Source organism: Sporosarcina thermotolerans (assembly GCF_042658975.1).
Lineage (GTDB): Bacteria > Bacillota > Bacilli > Bacillales_A > Planococcaceae > Sporosarcina > Sporosarcina thermotolerans.
On sequence record NZ_JBHSRM010000002.1, the window covers coordinates 211,529 to 229,286 of the forward strand.

A 17,758-nucleotide genomic window follows, 5' to 3' on the forward strand; every position below is an offset into this window, starting at 1 on the left:
TTTCAGTCCTCTTTCTTTTTACCTGTGCGGAACACTTTCGCACTGCGTACATATTCATTGTCAGGAACGCCAAGGCGCGCATTGACGATTCTGGCCGCTACGAATAAATAATCGGACAAGCGGTTCAAATACCGTTGTACTGTGCCTGGTACATCTTCCTCCGCCTTCATCAATGTCACCGTTACCCGCTCTGCCCTACGTGTCACTGTTCTTGCGATATGTAGTGTCGCAGCTGCAGGTGATCCGCCCGGAAGGATGAATTTCTCAAGCGGCGGCGCTTCTTCCATTAACACATCAATTCGCTTTTCCAATACTTCAATCGGCTCATCGGATAACTTATAGTGACGCTCTTTCATGACGTTTGCCAAATCCCCGCCACCATCGAATAATTCATTCTGAATTGCTTCCAAGTCCTCAAGTAAATCCGCGAATTTATCGCCCTCAAGCTCCGTCATCGCCTTGCCGATGATTGAATTTAATTCGTCGATCGTTCCATATGCCTCAACGCGAAGGCTATCCTTATCGACGCGCCCCCCGATCAGACTTGTCTTCCCTTTATCTCCAGTTTTCGTGTAAATTTTCATCCGATTTCTCCCCTTTTCTTCAATGTTTGTGGTAAGCCGTACCAGATCCTTGTCACTTCATCCGCTTGCGCAATTAACTGCTGATAAAGCCGCCCGCATGCATCCCGAAGCGCCCGCTGTAGAGCGTCCATCGGCACGATTCCTCGTCCGATATCCGTTAAAATGAAAATGACGTCTCTTCCTTCTACTGCCTCTACTATTTTCTGAATTGAAGTCTCTTCCGACAAGTTGGTAGTCGTTAACCAACTTTCGATATGTTCTATAACGACAGTATGCCGTGTCGGTTCATTCGGGATTGCGTCAAATGGGGAATCTTCAACGGAAAAGTCCAGCCAGTAATATTCCTTGCCGACCATTAACTTTTTGACATAGTCCCTTTTCCCGTTATGGGCACCTCCGATAATGACATGCATCGTCCGCTCTCCTTCAACTTATCGTATGTTTCCCACTCGAATTTCCATGCCGATCCGTGAGGGACTTCCCATGACCAGAAATCGGATACTTCTTTCGAAAACCTGGTCATCGCGATGCGGATTGGACCACCATGTGTGACAATGACGGCACCGTTTGGCATTTCCGTAAGCGCTTCAAGTACGCGCCGCTCTACGTCCGACATACTTTCTCCGCCACGCGGTGCACGCCTCTCCATATCATCCAACCAATTGCGGTAGTCCTTATCCATTTCAAGGTCGGCGTATGTTTTCCCTTCAAAATTGCCAAAATTGCATTCACGAAATCTCGCATCCGAATGGTAGACCGCATTTGGAAACAACAATGCCGCAGTCTCCTGAGCTCGTAGCAGATCACTTCCATGCACGATTTCGGGGATTGCTAAATTCCAAAACACATCTGAAACCTTTTCAATAGGCTCATCCGTCCAACCGATATATTTGCGTTCCCGATTCCCAGCGGTCTGTAAATGGCGAATCAGATACAAATGATGATTGTTAGCCATAACAACGCCTCCATCCCTTCGATGAATGCCCCGCAAAGGTCACCCGAAACGCCACCGAAATTCTTTAAAGACCATCTTCTGAATAAAAACAGGCCAGCTCCAAGAACGAGAACTAGTGCGACCGGAGCAATGACAGAGTGAAGCGCCAAACCAAGCCCAGTTAAAGCTGTTGCTCCAATTAAGATTGACCAGCCAATCAACTTCCCTTTTGAAAGTTTCCCCATGAAAAAATGCGCAATTCCCTTCTCCTTTGCGGGGCGTGTCGTTGTAAAGTAAATATTCATCCCTACCCGCGATAGGATTGGAACAGCAAGGAATAATGGCAGCCATTCCGTATGACCTAACAAAAACTCATGGAACAATGCGATTTTCACGAGTATCAGCAATACGAGTGACATTGTCCCGAACGCGCCGATACGTGGGTCGACCAGTATTTCAAGCCGCTTAATAGGATCGCGATACGAAAAAAAAGCATCTCCCGTATCCGCGAATCCATCCAAGTGCAGGCCACCCGTCAGTGCGACGCCAGTCAGAACGACAAATACCGCTGCAAGCAAGGGTCCAGTGCCGATTACATTGGTAAAGAGATAGGCAATTAAGTACATCGAGATTCCGATTAGTCCACCGATGATTGGCAACGCGATGTACATTCGGGTCACGTCTTTTCTCTCCATCGGCAGCTCTTTGCGCACCGGAATTGATGTGAAAAACTGAAGTGATAGTAAAAGCCCGTTCATTGGCCTGACACCTTGATGACCGAAAGAAGATACGGCCAATCGATATGCGCCTTCACATGCTTCGCCCACTCGTCGTAAATGTCGACTCCAGCAGGCGCCTTCTGTTGGGGTCGATCGGTGTCTTCCTCTTCAATCCCGTGATTCATCATATGTGGAATGACCCCGACGACGCGAATGCCCGTGTATGTTTCAATAAAATCGATACCCTCCTCGAACAGCGCGACGTCACCATGGAATTTATTAATAACGATCCCTTTGACCCGTGCCCGATGCTCCGGTTCCATCAACTGAAGCGTGCCGACAATTGAAGCGATTGCGCCGCCACGGTCGATATCTGCAACGAGTAAAACCGGTACATCCGCCATATCTGCGACTCTCATATTGACGATTTCACGGTCGTTCAAATTCACTTCTGCAGGACTTCCCGCTCCCTCGATGACGAGAACGTCGAATTTTTCGTTAAGCCTGTCGAGTGATGTGCGAATTGCGTCGATTGCTTTAGTGAAAAATTGTTCCCGATAGGCGAATCCATCGATTGCGTTGAATGCTTCGCCGAAGAATCGGACGTCAGATTTCATCCCTCCAACCGGCTTTATCAGGATCGGGTTCATCTCGATGATTGGCGTTGTGCGCGCCGCTTCAGCCTGCAAGTATTGCGCCCGGCTCATTTCTTCGCCGTTTATTGCTTTTGTGGAAAATCGCGACATGTTCTGTGATTTGAATGGGGCGACCCGCATCCCTTCGTCTGAAAGCAACCTGCATAAAGCGGTGCAGATCATCGTTTTTCCGACGTCCGAAGCCGTTCCCATCACCATGATTCCTTTCATCGTACTGCCACCTGCCCTTCGCGTTTCCAGTATTGCGGTAGACCGTAATCCATTTCGATGGCGTCGTCACTTAAGGCGACGAGTTTTTGGTGCAGTCTGCCGATCCATTCGCTGTATTTCTTCGTTTCTTTGTAAGGGGATGGAAATTCGTCGAGGACCTCGTTTGAAACGATGACGAGATGTGCTGATTTTTTACGGATTTCATCCACTGTTTCGAGCATTTGTTTTGCCTTATTTTCCATGCATCCATCGAGTTGGATACAAAACTGACCGTCTTGTTTCGTGTACAATTCATTCGCGAGCCAAGTCGTGAGGCAATCCCAAAGGACGAAATCGTTTTGTTGAATGAAAGGCAATGCCTCGTACAGGTTAGCGGGCTGCTCGATTGTCGTCCACGCTTGTTCTGCACGGTCCAATTGATGTTTTTCAATTCGTTTTTTCATTTCCTCATCAACCGCGCGACCTGATGCGATATAGACAAGCCTGCTTTCCGCGGTGATTGCGCCTTTGATGAGCAGTTTTTCCGCATAAGCGCTCTTCCCGCTTCGCACGCCTCCGCTGATGAATGTCAGTTTTCCGCTCATAATTTGGACCACCATTCTGTTAGAAATCAGTTCTTTTGATTGTTAAGTACACTTGGCACGAGGTGTGTTTGCTTGTTAGTTTGCAAGCCCCCGTGGAAATGGAGAGGCGAGTTCTCGTTCTCTGTGCATGAGTTCTCGTTCTTGACCAGGAAGTTCTCGTTCTCAGCGCGAGAGTTCTCGTTTATTACTGAAGAGTTCTCATTAACTTACATAGAGTTCTCATTCTTCTACTGAAAGTTCTCATTTCTACGATGGAGGGACACTTTCACGCAGGCGGATTTGCGCAGACGCTCGTTTATTTCAGGAAGCGCTCGTTCTTTCGAAAAACCGCTCGTTTATTCCAGGAAGCGCTCATTCTTTTGCAAAACCGCTCGTTTATTCCTGGAACCGCTCATTCTTTTGCAAAACCGCTCGTTTATTCCAAGAAACGCTCGTTTTCAAACCACTCTGTGAGCTTGCCTCGCAACTTTTCCATTTCCTCACTGCTTTTCATGCCGATGCGTAGATAGTGGCCGTCCATGCCGCGGAAGTTTTCTGAGTGGCGGAGGACGATGCCTTGCTTGAGCATGTCTGTGTATAGCTTTCTTGCGTTCGGCGGCTTAAATGAGAGGAAATTGGTTTCTGAATCGGTGACGGTGCATCCATGATGTTTTAGGAATTCTGTCATTTTCTTGCGTTCTTCATTCGCGTGACCGATTGCAGCGATGCGATAGGCTTCCTGGTCGAGGCAAACCGCGCCGATTGCGGCCGCCATCCCGTTGACATTCCAATGTGGCAGTTGTGATTTCAATTTGGCAATCACGTCTGGATGCGCGACGGCGTAACCGAGTCGGATACCTGGTATCGCGTACATTTTCGTCATTGAGCGGACGATGATGACGTGTGGAAAATCCTTCACCTGGGCGATGAATGATTTGCTTTCGTCGATGAAGTCAATGAATGCCTCGTCAAGTACGACTTCACAGCCGATCTCGCCTGCTTTATGTATGATTGATAGTAAGTCAGCTCGCTCCGGTAGGATGCCTGTCGGATTATTTGGTGTGCACAAATAAACGACAGATGCGGATGAGAGTGAATTCAAAATCGTTTCGACTGGTAACTTGAAGCCGTCCTCTTCCGAAGCAACAATCCGGGTGATTTCTACTCCTTTTGCTTGCAACGTCGCTTCATATTCCGAAAATGTCGGATGGACGACAATTGCTTGCTTCCCTCGATAGCGTTCCGCGATGAGCGAAAATAGCTCGGCTGCACCGTTTCCTGCGATAACAGATGAAACGGGAATGCCATGATAATTCGCTGCACCAGACAGAAACGGTTCGCCTGATGGGTCGGGATATGCGTTTAATCGAGAAATGAGTTTTGGCCAGAGTTCAAAAACTGCGCGAGGAGGCCCTGCGGGATTGCAGTTTTCGCTGAAATCGTTTATTTCGGCAGGGGCTTCCATTCCAAACTTTTCATAGACATGGCGGGGGTTCGCCCCGTGTTCAGGCAATTGCATAGAAGATCACTCCAATGATGGTAAAGATTATCCAAAATGCAAATGAGGCTGCGTGCATTTGCTCGATTGCAGATTTTATATGCTCTCCATTCAACGGCTTTTGTCCCGGCCCGATTTCCGGTCGTTCGGATACAGTCCCTCGATATGTACTTTTCCCGCCTAATTTAATGCCAAGCTGCCATGCGGTTGCGGCTTCCAAAAACCCGCTGTTCGGGCTTGGATGTCGCCTGGCGTCTTTGCTCCAGCCGCTTAGTCGTTTCCTAAGTGGGAGGCCACTTTCATTACGCGACGTCAGCAAGATGAGCAATCCTGTGATCCTTGCGGGGATGAAATTCAAGACGTCATCTGCGAGGGCAGAAAATTTGCCGAAATCACGGTAGCGCTCGTCTTTATAGCCAATCATTGAATCGAGTGTGTTGACGGCTTTATACATCCATAATCCTGGAGCGCCGAAAAGGAAAGCCCAAAATAATGGTGCTGTCACGCCGTCGGAAGTATTTTCAGATACGGTTTCGATTGCGCCCCGTGCAATGCCGGGTTCTTTTAATCTTTCTGTGTCACGGCCGACAATATAGCTCAGTTTTGTCCTTGCTGCATCCATGTCTCCTGCCTTTAGTGGTTCGTACACTTCGAGTGCGGCATCCCGTAGACTTTTTTGGGCAAGTCCGATGACGATAAGAATCGCTTCGGTGATGATCCCGAATACGATATGTAATTGGTAGGCGATACCGGTTATGGCAATCGCGATTGCTGTTACGAGGAAAAGAGTTATGAACAACATACCGGCGCCTTTAAGTACGCGGGCGCGTCCTTTGTTCAGGACCGCGGTGAGTTTCGAGATGAATGTGCCGATCCATCGCACAGGATGCGGCCAGTTCGAGGGATCCCCGATTAAGCGGTCGAGGACGAACCCTAACGCGATTGCAATAAAATGGGCTTGCATTAAGAGGTCCATCCTTTCGCTTTTTTATAGGCTTTAATAGCGCGAATGGTACAGTCGTAGACGCCATGGCCGATCAGTTTGCCAAGGGGGGTGATCGGTCCTGCGTAGGGCAGATGTTGTCCTTCTTGCGTTGCTGCGATGAGCAGGCTGTCGGTTGACGTTCCCGTTGCAATTGAACCGGTGAGCGGGTCTTTGACATCTTCGGTTTGAAGTGCCTTCGCTTTTGCCTCGGTTGCTGTGATCATCGCTTGGATGAACGCTTCTTCGGGCAGATGGCCGTTGACGATGACCCATGTGTTGATGGTGCCGATGTGCGGTTCTCGGTCGCGACTGAGGGCTTGCGAAACATCGACGGCGTTTCCTACCCCCGCTGTCACCATGATGAGGACGGTGCCGAATTCGCCCTTATATTCGCCGATTTCTGCGTGTTCGGTAGTGACGGCGGTCATCATGCCGACGGTGTCAGTGAGATGGTAGCCACGTTTTTCGAGATAATCCGCCATTTCCGCTTTGACGTCTTCACAGTTGTAGTTGGCATCGACGTGGCGGTTGACGAATGCACGGTACCAGCCGAGCCCTGGGTTCGTGACTGCAGATGAGATCGTTTTCAATGGTTGTTCCACTTTTAATGAAACATGATCGGCCGTGACGGTGAAATGCTGTTTATTGACAGTAAACGGTTTTACTTCCCCTTTTTGCTCAGGAAGGAGTGTCATCTGCGGCTTCGGTAGTTCAGGGTGCGCCTGTGTTTTTACGCGAGCGTTATATACAGTACCGATTGTCGACTCCATGATGACATCCTTCGGTTCACCGATGGTCGCAATCCGTCCTTTATCCATAAGGAGCAACCGGTCGCAATAAAGTGAAGCAAGGTTGATGTCGTGGAAGACGGAAATGACTGTGACGCCTTTTTCGATTGCTTGTTTCCGGATTGTATCCAATAGTTGCTGCTGATGGGCAATATCGAGATGGTTCGTCGGTTCGTCCAACAGGAGGATCGGTGCTTCTTGCGCGAGTGCTTGTGCGACGAAAACGCGCTGTTGTTCGCCCCCTGAAAGAAGCTCAATCGGTGTGTCTTTGTAGCGGGTAACGCCTGTATAATCCATTGCCTTGGTCACTGCGCTTTCATCTTCACTGGACCAGGACGAGAAAAGCCCGGATTGGTGCGGGTATCTTCCAAGTGCGACGGTGTCTTTTACTGTATGTGAAAAGGCATGTGCATGAAGTTGCGGAAGGACCGCGACCTTTCTTGCAAATTGTTTTTGGGAATAAACTGCGGCATCCTGCCTGTCAATCTGGACAGTTCCTTCAAGTTTCGGCAAGATGCCTGAAATGATTTTCAGGAGCGTCGATTTCCCGCTGCCATTCGGACCAAGGATGCCTAATACTTCCCCTTTCTTCACAGAGAATGAGATGTTTTTGACGATCGGTTCTTTGCCGTAGCCTCCTGATAGGTTGTCTACCTTCAGCATATTACATGGCCCCTTTCCTTCTCTGTCTGTAAAAGATGTACGCGAACACCGGTGCACCGATGAATGCTGTAATGACGCCAACCGGCAATTCTGTTGGCGAGATGATTGTTCTCGCGATCAGGTCGCAGATGATGAGCAAGGATGCGCCGTTCATGAATGATAAAGTGAGCAAATGTCGGTGATCCGACCCCCACATGAGACGTGTCATATGTGGCACGACTAATCCGACGAAGCCGATAGTCCCTGAAACGGCGACTGCTGAGCCTGTTAATATGGAGCCTCCTAAAAGGATCATGATTTTACGGCGTTTGACGTTGACACCTAAATGATGGGCGCGTTCTTCCCCGAATAGCATTGCATTCAATTCCCTGCGGTTGAGCCAAAGGATGAAGGAGCCGATGACGACGAACGGCAGCACCATTAAAATGTAATTCCACCCTCGCATCGAAACGCTTCCAAGGAGCCAACTGATAATTTGCCGTAGTTCTTCGCCTGTGAGAGCGATCATGAGCGACAGGACCGAGCCTAAAAATGAACCGAAGATGATTCCGGTTAGAATGATTGTTTCCATTTTCATCGAGCGGTCTACGAGTTTTGCAAAGCTAATGACGAGGAACATTGTCACGGCTGCGCCTGCCATACTGAATACTGGAAGTGTATATGTGCCCAAAATTGGAATCGATAAACCAAAAAAGAGTGTCACAACAGCACCAACAGAGGCGCCGGACGACACTCCGAGGGTGTATGGATCTGCGAGCGGATTTTTCAGCAATCCTTGGAAGGCGGCTCCTGAAATTGCGAGCGATGCACCGACTAACCCAGCGAGGATGACGCGGGGCATGCGGATTTTCCATAGTATATTTGAAGCTGTTGTATCCGATGAGTCCCAAAATGTTTGAACCGGAATTTTAACGGTTCCAATTGATACACCGAGCCATACCGCCACGATAAGTGTGGCGGCGGACACGATGTAGGCAATTATTGCTTTATTCACCGAAAACCTCTGGGTAAACCGCCTTCGCTACTTCTTCCAGTCCTTCAGCAAGGCGTGGACCCGTACGGCTTGTCAAGTTTTCATCGACTTGAATGACAGCGTCTTCCTTGACGGCAGTGATATCCGCGAAGCCTGCGCGGTTTTTCACGCTTTCAACGATATCCGGAACGTAGCTGTACATAACAAGGATGACGTCAGGGTTTTGACTGACGATTTCTTCAGGGCTGATCATGACCCAGCCTTCTTCAGTAATTACGTTTTCAGCACTAATCATCTCAAGGATTTCTTGCATGAATGTGTTTTTGCCTGGTGCGTAGATAGGCGCATCGGATGTTTCGATGAAGACACGCTTCATGTACTTCGCTTTGACTTTGTCAGTTTTCGCGATTGTCTCAGCCACTTTCGCTTTCATGTCAGATACGATTGTTTCAGCTTCTTTATTCTTACCTGTTGCTTGTCCGATTGTCTCGATTGTCGTATATGTTTCATCGAAATTCGTTGCGTTCTTAACTACAAACACTGTAATGCCTGCATCGCGGATTTGTTGTAGCCCGTCAGCGCCCATGCCAAGGCCGGATTCATGTGCAAAAACAACGTCAGGGTTCATTGCCACGATTTTCTCGACATTGAACTCCTGTCCTCCAATTTTTTCTTTTTCAAGAGCTTCTGCTGGGTAATCATCAAAATCACTGACGCCAACGATTTCTTCGTTGAGGCCGAGCGCAAATAGAATTTCCGTATTGCTTGGCACCATGGAAACGATAGTTTCAGGTGCTTTATCAAGCGTGATTTCATTGCCGATTGCGTCAGTTAACGTAAGCGGGAATGCTTCTTTTGCAACATCACTTTGTGTTGTTTTTGATGCGTCGTCTTTCTTCGCATTATCCGTGCCGCATGCCGCGAGCAGGAACGTCGCAAGGATTGCTGTCAGCCATAGTTGCCAAAACTTTTTCATTCTCTTTTCCTCCTGTTTGTTCCAAATAAAAATCCCCCGTTTTGTGAACGGAGGAATGTGCTTAGTAAAAATACGGCGTGCGAAAAGAATAACTGTGCCGATTTCCACCAAACCTATCCTCGTAGGGTACGGGTGACTCATGAAGGCAGGTCTCCTGGCTCGTGCATCAAACGCATTGCCTGCGCCTTCCCGGAAGTTTTTCCAGTGGCGTTCTTGCGGCAAGACTAGCACATACAGTGGCGGGACCGCGCCGGCATTGAACCGACTTCCCTTTTAACCCCGGCGTTGACGGCGGGGCACCTTCATGTTTGGTTATGTAATTTTTGGTACGAGATTAATTATACTATAGATTTTTTTGTTGTCGAGGGGCGTTATGAGGGATTGCGGGGATTTATGCGTGAGTATTGTGATTTATGCGTGATTGTGAGGATTTATGCGTGATTTTAGGCATTTATAAGTTTTTGGGAGGATTTATGCGGGATTGCGGAATTTTATGCGTTTTTGGGCAGGATAATTACTTTTATGCAGACACTAAAAAGCCCCTCCACTGTTTGGAGGGGCAAATCGATTCGATTACATTCTTTCCGGAGCGGATACGCCGATTAGTTTCAATGCGTTTGCGATTGTTGTGCGTGTTGCAGTTATTAGAGATAGGCGTGCTTTGGACAAGTCGCGGTTTTCAGGGTCAAGCACTTTTTCCGCGTTGTAGAAGCTGTGGAATTCCGCGGCAAGCTCTTGGATATAGATTGTGATCCGGTGCGGAGCGCGCATTCTTGCTGCATCGCTTACTACCCGCGGGAAGTCGCCGATTTTCTTTAATAGCGACGATTCTTTTTCGGATTGCAATAAATTCAAATAATCCGTTGAAGCGGAAAGATCTGATTCATCCGCTTGTCGCAAAATTGATGAAATCCGAGCGTGCGCGTATTGCGCGTAGTATACAGGGTTTTCATTCGACTGCGAAATGGCAAGGTCGAGGTCGAAGTCCATCTGTGAATCGCCCGAACGCATTGCGAAGAAATAACGGACTGCGTCAAGACCTACGTCTTCAACAAGTTCGCGCAACGTGACAGCTTTCCCCGTCCGCTTGCTCATTTTGAACTTTTCGCCGTCTTTGTAAAGCTGCACCATTTGTGCAACTTCCACTTCAAGTGTGTCGCGGTTGTAGCCCAACGCTTCAATCGCTGCCTTCATACGCGGGATATAACCGTGGTGGTCAGCACCCCAGATGTTGATGAGCTTATCGAAACCGCGGCGAAGCTTGTCTTCGTGATACGCGATATCCGGCGTCAAGTACGTATATGTGCCGTCATTTTTGATAAGTACACGGTCTTTATCGTCCCCGAATGTTGTTGAGCGGAACCATGTCGCACCGTCTTCTTCGTAAACATGCCCGTTCGCGCGTAATTTATCAAGCGCGATGCCGATTTTCCCATCCGTGTAGAGGGATGTTTCAGAGAACCAGTTATCGAATCGTACACGGAAATTCTCAAGATCCTGCTTCAATTTCGCCAATTCGAAATTAAGTCCGTACTCTCTGAAAAACTCCTGACGTTCCTTTTCTGACGTATTTACGTATTTATCTCCGAATTCCTCAGCTAATTGCTTGCCGATCCCTATGATGTCTTGTCCATGGTAGCCGTCTTCTGGCATTTCTTTTTCAAGACCCAATGCTTGGAAGTATCGGGCCTCGACTGAAAGGGCCAAATTATTCACTTGATTGCCCGCGTCATTGATGTAGTATTCTCTTGCTACATCGAAGCCTGCAAAATCGAGGATGTTGCTTAATGAATCGCCGATCGACGCTCCGCGAGCATGTCCAAGATGTAAGTCACCTGTTGGATTCGCTGAAACAAATTCGATTTGTACTTTTTCGTTTTTGCCGTAAGTGGAACGACCGTAGTTTTCCCCTTGGGAAAGAACCGCGGTAATGACCTCGCCTAACGTATCGCTTTTCAGCTTAATGTTGATGAAACCTGGACCTGCGATCTCGACAGATTGAATAGCTGTTTTGGATGTATCTATTTTCTCAAGTATTGCTTCAGCTATCGCGCGTGGTGGCTTTTTCGCGATTTTCGTCAATTGCATCGCGATGTTTGTTGCATAATCGCCGTTCTCCTTGTTTTTCGGTGTTTCGAGGAGGATATCGGGAATTTCAGTGCTTTCTGTAAGTCCAGAAGCGACTACCGCCTCGCGAAATGCTTCTTTGATTTCATGTTGAATCTTTTCAACTGCGTTCATTATTTTCCCTCCGTGTAGTGAATCGTCATTTCATGTATGCCAAGAAGTGCGTCTTCCACATGTAATTCGTAATGTGCCGTAAACCTGTTTTCCATTACTTCGAGTTTCGTCGTATTTACTAATAAGTCAAACGTCGCTGGACCTGCGCCATATGTACCTGGTCGAATTTCTCCGACAGTGAAAGGCAGACGCATTTGAACTGCACCTGTTCTCATGATCAATGCATCCGGTTCATCCAATTTGACAGTCGTCCTCACCTGTTGACCGTTCGTATTCTCTTCAAATTGCAAATACGTTTTACCTGCTTTTTCAATCAAAATCCCTGAAGCTATCAGTTCATGTTTATCCGCAGTTTGGCCATCGTGCCGGATTGTGGACTGAAGATGAACATTCACATTACGTCCTTCTATGTTTGATTTCACACGTGCACCGCCCTTAAGGTTCAAAATATCTATTCATTATATCGTTTTCCACCCTAGTATTCCAATAGATGATGATAATATCATTTTCTCCCGTTTTTTCAGTTTAATCTTCTTCTTCCTGTTGCATACTGACTGCAAAGAACGGTGGGAGAAGGGATTGCATGAAAAGAGTAGAGTATATAAAGAAGAAAAAGAGACGAGTATTTTTACGACGTTTTTCCATGCTGGCGATTACAGCGGTAACTGCGTTTTTCACTATGTTTTTATGCCTTCGTCTATACGCTCAAATTACAGGCGCTCCTTCTTTAAGCGTCCCAAAAGCGAGTGTGTTTCTTGATAAGAACGGGCGGCAAATTGGTGATAAATTTTCCGCAGAACGTCGATATTGGGTTGATCTTGATGAGATTTCCCCGTTTTTGATCGACGCCGTAATTGCGACAGAAGATAGGAATTTCTTCAATCATAACGGATTTGATTATAAACGAATTGCCGGAGCTGTTTTGAAAGATATTAAATCGATGCGTAAAGCGGAAGGCGCGAGCTCCATTACCCAGCAGTATGCCCGTAATTTATTTTTAACACATGAAAAATCATGGACCCGGAAGATTAAAGAGGCATTGTATGCGTACCGGCTTGAAACTTTCTATGAGAAAGATGTCATTTTGGAAGGCTATTTGAATACGGTCTATTTCGGTCACGGAATGTATGGTGTTGAGGCTGCAAGTCGGTATTATTTCGCGAAGTCTGCGAAGGATTTGACACTTGAGGAATCGGCGGTCATTACGGCGATTGCGAAAGGTCCATCGGTTTACTCACCACGTGATTATCCGGAGCAATCCCGGGAGAGGCAATTGCTGATCCTTTCGCTTATGAAGAATCAGGGATTTATCACTGAACAGCAAAGGGACCGTGCGGCGGATATTGCAATCACGTTAAGAACGGATGACTGGGCCGACATGAAGCAGATCGCCCCTTATTTCCTTGCTGAAGTTTGGAAGGAAGCGGAGGAGATTTTGAGCAAAAAAGGACGCTACCCCGCTGAGGGTGGTTGGACAATCCGGACAACCCTTGACCAACATCATCAGAAGACGGCCGAGGAGTACATCGCGAAATATATGCCTGATAGTGAGCTACAAGTCGGGTTTATGTCAATTGAGACTGAAACCGGGGCCATCACATCGCTCGTCGGAGGCGTGAATTATTCGGAAAGTCCTTTCAATAGGGTGACACAAGCGAAACGGCAGCCTGGTTCTGCAATGAAGCCGATATTATATGCGGCGGCGCTTGAGGAAGGTTACAACCCATTGACGTTCAAGTCTACGGAACGGACAGTTTTCACCTATGATGAAGGACGCTCCACCTATGAACCGAAAAACGTTAATGGGAAATTCGCTGGCCATCCAATTTCCCTGGCCCAGGCAGTTGCCATTTCAGATAATATTTATGCTGTAAAAACGCTTGAGGATATCGGATATAAGAAATTCAATAAAATGGCGGAGCGCTTAGGGATTAACGTTAAATTCCAGGAGTCACCGGCAGTTGCGTTGGGGACATCCGAGGTTTCATTGTTGGAAATGACAAACGCCTATAACAGGATTGCTTCAGGCGGATTGCAAGTCGAACCTACAACCATATTGTCCATTACGGACTCGACAGGAAAGACGGTATACGAGCAGCCGAAGAAAAATACGAAGCGGGCCATTACCGAACAGGATGCATTTGTGCTCACCCATTTACTGACAGGAATGTTCGACCCCGTTTTCAATGATTATTCCGTTGCTACCGGTCTTTCAATGCGTTCCAAGCAAAGCAGGCCATATGCCGCTAAATCAGGAACTACCATTTCTGACCAATACCTTATCGGATACACGCCGTCACTCACTGCCGGAATTTGGACAGGATATGACGTCGGGCAACAACTGACGGACCTTCAGGATAAAGCCGCATCAAAGAAAATTTGGATCGACTTCATGGAAACGGTGCATGCTGGCAAAGCACCCGAGCCTTTCATCCCACCGAAAGGCATCAGCAGTATAAAGGTCGATATCGAAACCGGTGGAATCGCGGTCAACGAATGTCCGAAACAGCGACTTATGTACTTGAAGGAAAAAGACATGCCACAAAAACTTTGCACCGACAAGAACTTGCGCGAACAGAATAACGGCCAGGACAGTGAGTCAGGAACTTTTGAACTGTTTCCATTTTCGTTTTTTGAATAGACATTTTTTTAGTGATTGAGAAGTTTCGGGCAGGGAATGAGAACTTTTTGTGGATAAATGAGAAGTCTTCGGTCGAGAAAGAGAAGTTACTCGGCGTTAATGAGAACTCCAAGACCGAGAACGAGAACTCACGATACGTTAACGAGAACTCCTTGACTATTAACGAGAACTCCTGGGCCATGAACGAGAACTCTTGATGTATTAACGAGAACCGGCAATTCATTCAAAAATCAAAAAAGCTTTGCCTTCCGAAATTCATCGGAGAGGCAAAGCTTTTTTACCGTCGCATGCAGTCTGTCTTGTGATGGAGCATTGCTTGGGTTGGTAATGAACCAGCATTTGACAGAATATACATGTTCCGGTTGTCCTAGCTTACAAGTGCAAGCTGTAGTTTCAGTGTACTTCCTTTTGAACTGACATTCAACCTCAGAAGTTGCTGTATATGGCAAGTTTCACAGTTTGTTCATAATTCGGGTGAATCTACGGCTAAATCGATGTGTAATTTCGGTTCGCTTCGGTCCCACATCTCTTTATTATGCGTCGAAAGGAAATTGGAGAGAATCTTTTTCGATTTATCATCCATAAAATCGACCATTATATGCCGCTTCATTGACTTATCCATTCTATTGACATGATCGGCAAGAATTTTATATCCTCTGCGCTTCTCTTTGTTTACAACCATTTCGCATGCAGTAACGCCGGCATAGTAGGGGCCTTCTTCCTTGAAGTCGATAGTGACCCAGACGAGCCAGTATGGTTTCCCGCCTTCGGAATCTTCTCGGTTCGTCGTGAATTTTACACCGCGTTCCGTGTCGCTGCGGGCATGCATCGCACCGAATTCGATGCGCGCCTCCTCTTCATTGATGTCGACGATTACCGGCGAGACGTTTTCGAGTGACAATGATCCGATTCCGAACCCTTTATGCCCATCGGTTGGATCATCTTTTATGATGGTAAATCCTAATTTCTGTTTTGGTTTCTGCTCATTCGTCATTTCTATTACCCCTCCCATTCTGCTATTATATACACTATACCTAAAGATAGTCGAAAGGGGGAAATAGTATGCCAATCGTAACTGTAAAAATGCTTGAAGGCCGCACGGATGAGCAGAAACGCAATCTCTGTGAAAAAGTGTCTGCGGTCGTCGCTGAAACGACGGGTGCTCCGATTCAAAACGTTTCTGTCATTATCGAAGAAATGTCCAAAAACCATTTTGCAACTGGAGGCAAACGCGCGAGCGACGCCAACTGATCGAAGCGATGTGAGAATATAAATCCTCACATCGTTTTTTATTGGGTTTTAGGGTTCTTGAGCGCGGGGTCTCCATCACTTTATTCCAATAAAAAAATCCCCTTTCATAAGGGGATTCGGTACTATTATGCGACTGTCGAACACGTTGGGAGTTCTGCGATGAATGCGAAGGCGTCGTTCATTTCGTCTTCGCTGAAATTTAGTTTATTTTTCACGATATGCACTTTAGCGATTTGCTCGTCCTTTGGTAGGTAATCGAAATAAAGCAAAGTGGAAACCAGTTCAAGGAATCTTGAACTTTTTCCGTTCAGTCTGCTGAGGAGATCGTCTAAACTGGCGTGAGGAGATTCCGCCATTTCGACGAATCGTTCCCCTTCCTCCGTTACATTATAGCTATATTGGACGTAGGAACCTTTATCTTCACAGCTTTCCGCGAGGAAGCCCATTTCGCATAGCTCCTCGACTCGGAGCGTTAATTCCTCCGAATAAGGTCCGTACATATGCAACTCATATTTTTCAGCAAAAGGGAAATCCATCTTTTTAGCGATATAGATCATCTTTTGCAGCTTTTTCCGTCCGTTCACTTCATTTGCCATGGCAATAAATTGCACAATCTTGGCATGTTCTTGCAACAAGCCACTCCACTCCTTCCTACCCTCTTAACATCCGTAAAATTTTATCGTACAAAGGGTTTTCATCCCTTTTCGCAGCCAACAGATCCTCTGGAAAATAAATTTTATGGTCAGTCCTTCGTTTACCTGATATCGCATCAACAATCTCCGATGAACGGGATAGCTCACGCAGCTCCCCGCTTGGCATCTGTAAGTAAATTGGCACGCGTTCATTTTCTTCACCTGGACGATAAAAATCGTATGGCAGGTCCGAAGATGAATCTGTGACAAGATAATATTCTGGATTTATGTCAGCTTCTTTGAATAGCTTTTCAAGTTCGCCAATTTTCCGGTATTCCGTCGCAGGATCGAATTCAGCGTATTGAAATAGTCGGCGATTCAGGAAGCGATCGCATAGGTCCGCCAAGATTTCATCTTTTTCATTGCGCCACCATTGGAAATAGGTCATCAGTACGCCTTCATCCAACGATATGTACTCCTCGAGCCCGAATGTCCGGTCGAAAAATGATTTGAATTGGACAGGCTCGTAAGTGAACTTGTAGCCGCTTTTATGTAGATATCTTGCACGATGCAGGATTTTCATCAAAATGACCTCTGCGCTTCGCGAAACCGGGTGGAAGTAGACTTGCCAATACATTTGGTAGCGGCTCATTATATAGTCTTCCACCGCGTGCATTCCACTAAACTTGATAACTACCTGTTCCTCGTCTGGACGCATGACGCGAAGAATTCGCTCCATGTCGAAATGACCGTAGGATACGCCAGTGTAATAGGCGTCCCGTTGCAAGTAATCCATTCTGTCTGCGTCGATTTGGCTTGAAATGAGGCTGACGACAAGCTTGTCCGGATAAGTCTTGCCGATGACATCTGCAATTTGTTGAGGAAAGTCCGGCGAAACGCGGCGAAGCACTTTATTCACTTCCGTGTCCCCTGTCAGGATGTCTTGCGTGAACTTTTCATGGTCAAGCGCGAATACCTTTTCAAACGCATGGGAAAACGGGCCATGTCCGAGGTCATGCAACAAGGCTGCGCAAAGTGTCAGTAATCGTTCTTCAGCATTCCATTCCTTTTGCCCGCTAAAACCGTCATCAATGATCCGCCTAACAATTTCATAGACGCCTAATGAGTGTTGAAAACGGCTGTGCTCCGCTCCGTGGAAGACAATGTAGGTCGTCCCTAACTGCCGAATCCTGCGAAGCCGCTGAAATTCGCGCGTGCCGATGACGTCCCAAATCACTTTGTCGCGCACATGGATATACCGGTGGACCGGATCCTTGAATACTTTCTCTTCGAAAAGCTTTTCATTTTTATAGTCCACTTATTCATCCACCTCCGTCGATGCCTTTTCTTAAGTATATCAAAAAGTCGAGAAGGTGGAAGATGAGAAAAGGACGGTTTTCTTTGAAAAGAACTTTATATTTTTTGGAAAGTGTTTTAGTTTGAA

At 47.0% G+C, this 17,758-nt stretch carries 18 protein-coding genes and 1 riboswitch; of the genes, 2 read left to right on the top strand and 16 right to left on the bottom strand.

Annotated features, from left to right (window positions below):
- Positions 1-2 precede the first annotated feature (2 nt).
- The 13 genes from ACFPZG_RS02005 to ACFPZG_RS02065 form a co-directional block, all read right to left on the bottom strand.
- Positions 3-584 carry a cob(I)yrinic acid a,c-diamide adenosyltransferase gene (locus ACFPZG_RS02005; protein WP_283733087.1) on the bottom strand — a complete coding sequence of 194 codons (582 nt, stop codon included), beginning with the start codon at positions 582-584 and terminating at the stop codon, positions 3-5.
- Entirely contained in the window at positions 581-997 is a 417-nt protein-coding gene (locus ACFPZG_RS02010; RefSeq protein WP_317940399.1) for a bifunctional adenosylcobinamide kinase/adenosylcobinamide-phosphate guanylyltransferase, read from the bottom strand. Before ACFPZG_RS02010 ends, ACFPZG_RS02005 begins: the two co-directional genes overlap by 4 nt.
- Positions 940-1,539: a histidine phosphatase family protein gene (locus ACFPZG_RS02015; RefSeq protein ID WP_283733089.1), complete on the bottom strand. Its 600-nt coding sequence runs from the start codon at positions 1,537-1,539 to the stop codon at positions 940-942. Before ACFPZG_RS02015 ends, ACFPZG_RS02010 begins: the two co-directional genes overlap by 58 nt.
- Positions 1,512-2,276 (bottom strand): adenosylcobinamide-GDP ribazoletransferase, encoded by a 765-nt coding sequence (gene cobS, locus ACFPZG_RS02020; RefSeq protein ID WP_283733090.1) that lies wholly within the window; start codon positions 2,274-2,276, stop codon positions 1,512-1,514. The genes ACFPZG_RS02015 and cobS overlap by 28 nt, the downstream gene beginning before the upstream one ends.
- Complete coding sequence (locus ACFPZG_RS02025) at positions 2,273-3,103, bottom strand: cobyric acid synthase (protein ID WP_317940400.1); 831 nt, start codon at positions 3,101-3,103, stop codon at positions 2,273-2,275. The genes cobS and ACFPZG_RS02025 overlap by 4 nt, the downstream gene beginning before the upstream one ends.
- A complete protein-coding gene (locus tag ACFPZG_RS02030) occupies positions 3,100-3,702 on the bottom strand; it encodes a bifunctional adenosylcobinamide kinase/adenosylcobinamide-phosphate guanylyltransferase (RefSeq protein WP_381426387.1) in 603 nt (200 codons plus the stop codon). Before ACFPZG_RS02030 ends, ACFPZG_RS02025 begins: the two co-directional genes overlap by 4 nt.
- A 400-nt stretch (positions 3,703-4,102) precedes the next feature.
- Positions 4,103-5,185 (bottom strand): threonine-phosphate decarboxylase CobD, encoded by a 1,083-nt coding sequence (gene cobD / locus ACFPZG_RS02035; protein WP_283733093.1) that lies wholly within the window; start codon positions 5,183-5,185, stop codon positions 4,103-4,105.
- Entirely contained in the window at positions 5,172-6,128 is a 957-nt protein-coding gene (gene cbiB, locus ACFPZG_RS02040) for an adenosylcobinamide-phosphate synthase CbiB (protein WP_283733094.1), read from the bottom strand. Before cbiB ends, cobD begins: the two co-directional genes overlap by 14 nt.
- A complete protein-coding gene (locus ACFPZG_RS02045; protein WP_283734714.1) occupies positions 6,128-7,600 on the bottom strand; it encodes an adenosylcobinamide amidohydrolase in 1,473 nt (490 codons plus the stop codon). Before ACFPZG_RS02045 ends, cbiB begins: the two co-directional genes overlap by 1 nt.
- A 1-nt stretch (position 7,601) precedes the next feature.
- Positions 7,602-8,594, bottom strand: a complete 993-nt coding sequence (locus tag ACFPZG_RS02050) for a FecCD family ABC transporter permease (protein WP_283733095.1) — start codon at positions 8,592-8,594, stop codon at positions 7,602-7,604.
- Positions 8,587-9,549, bottom strand: coding sequence for an ABC transporter substrate-binding protein (locus tag ACFPZG_RS02055; RefSeq protein WP_317940401.1), 963 nt, complete (start codon positions 9,547-9,549; stop codon positions 8,587-8,589). Before ACFPZG_RS02055 ends, ACFPZG_RS02050 begins: the two co-directional genes overlap by 8 nt.
- A 127-nt stretch (positions 9,550-9,676) precedes the next feature.
- Positions 9,677-9,868: riboswitch (cobalamin riboswitch) on the bottom strand.
- A 254-nt stretch (positions 9,869-10,122) separates the two neighbouring features.
- Entirely contained in the window at positions 10,123-11,790 is a 1,668-nt protein-coding gene (argS, locus tag ACFPZG_RS02060) for an arginine--tRNA ligase (RefSeq protein WP_317940402.1), read from the bottom strand.
- Positions 11,790-12,212: a DUF1934 domain-containing protein gene (locus tag ACFPZG_RS02065; protein WP_317940403.1), complete on the bottom strand. Its 423-nt coding sequence runs from the start codon at positions 12,210-12,212 to the stop codon at positions 11,790-11,792. The genes argS and ACFPZG_RS02065 overlap by 1 nt, the downstream gene beginning before the upstream one ends.
- A 161-nt stretch (positions 12,213-12,373) precedes the next feature.
- On the opposite strand from ACFPZG_RS02065, the gene ACFPZG_RS02070 reads away from it, so the two are divergent.
- Positions 12,374-14,431 carry a transglycosylase domain-containing protein gene (locus ACFPZG_RS02070; protein WP_317940404.1) on the top strand — a complete coding sequence of 686 codons (2,058 nt, stop codon included), beginning with the start codon at positions 12,374-12,376 and terminating at the stop codon, positions 14,429-14,431.
- 463 nt (positions 14,432-14,894) lie between these two features.
- Here ACFPZG_RS02070 and ACFPZG_RS02075 read toward each other — a convergent pair whose 3' ends face one another.
- Positions 14,895-15,425 carry a YwhD family protein gene (locus tag ACFPZG_RS02075; RefSeq protein WP_283733099.1) on the bottom strand — a complete coding sequence of 177 codons (531 nt, stop codon included), beginning with the start codon at positions 15,423-15,425 and terminating at the stop codon, positions 14,895-14,897.
- 68 nt (positions 15,426-15,493) lie between these two features.
- On the opposite strand from ACFPZG_RS02075, the gene ACFPZG_RS02080 reads away from it, so the two are divergent.
- Positions 15,494-15,682, top strand: a complete 189-nt coding sequence (locus ACFPZG_RS02080) for a 2-hydroxymuconate tautomerase (RefSeq protein ID WP_283733100.1) — start codon at positions 15,494-15,496, stop codon at positions 15,680-15,682.
- Positions 15,683-15,807: 125 nt separating this feature from the next.
- On the opposite strand, the gene ACFPZG_RS02085 is transcribed toward ACFPZG_RS02080, so the two are convergent.
- Positions 15,808-16,317, bottom strand: coding sequence for a YwgA family protein (locus ACFPZG_RS02085; RefSeq protein WP_283733101.1), 510 nt, complete (start codon positions 16,315-16,317; stop codon positions 15,808-15,810).
- A gap of 16 nt (positions 16,318-16,333) precedes the next feature.
- Positions 16,334-17,632: an HD domain-containing protein gene (locus tag ACFPZG_RS02090; RefSeq protein ID WP_317940405.1), complete on the bottom strand. Its 1,299-nt coding sequence runs from the start codon at positions 17,630-17,632 to the stop codon at positions 16,334-16,336.
- Positions 17,633-17,758 lie beyond the last annotated feature (126 nt).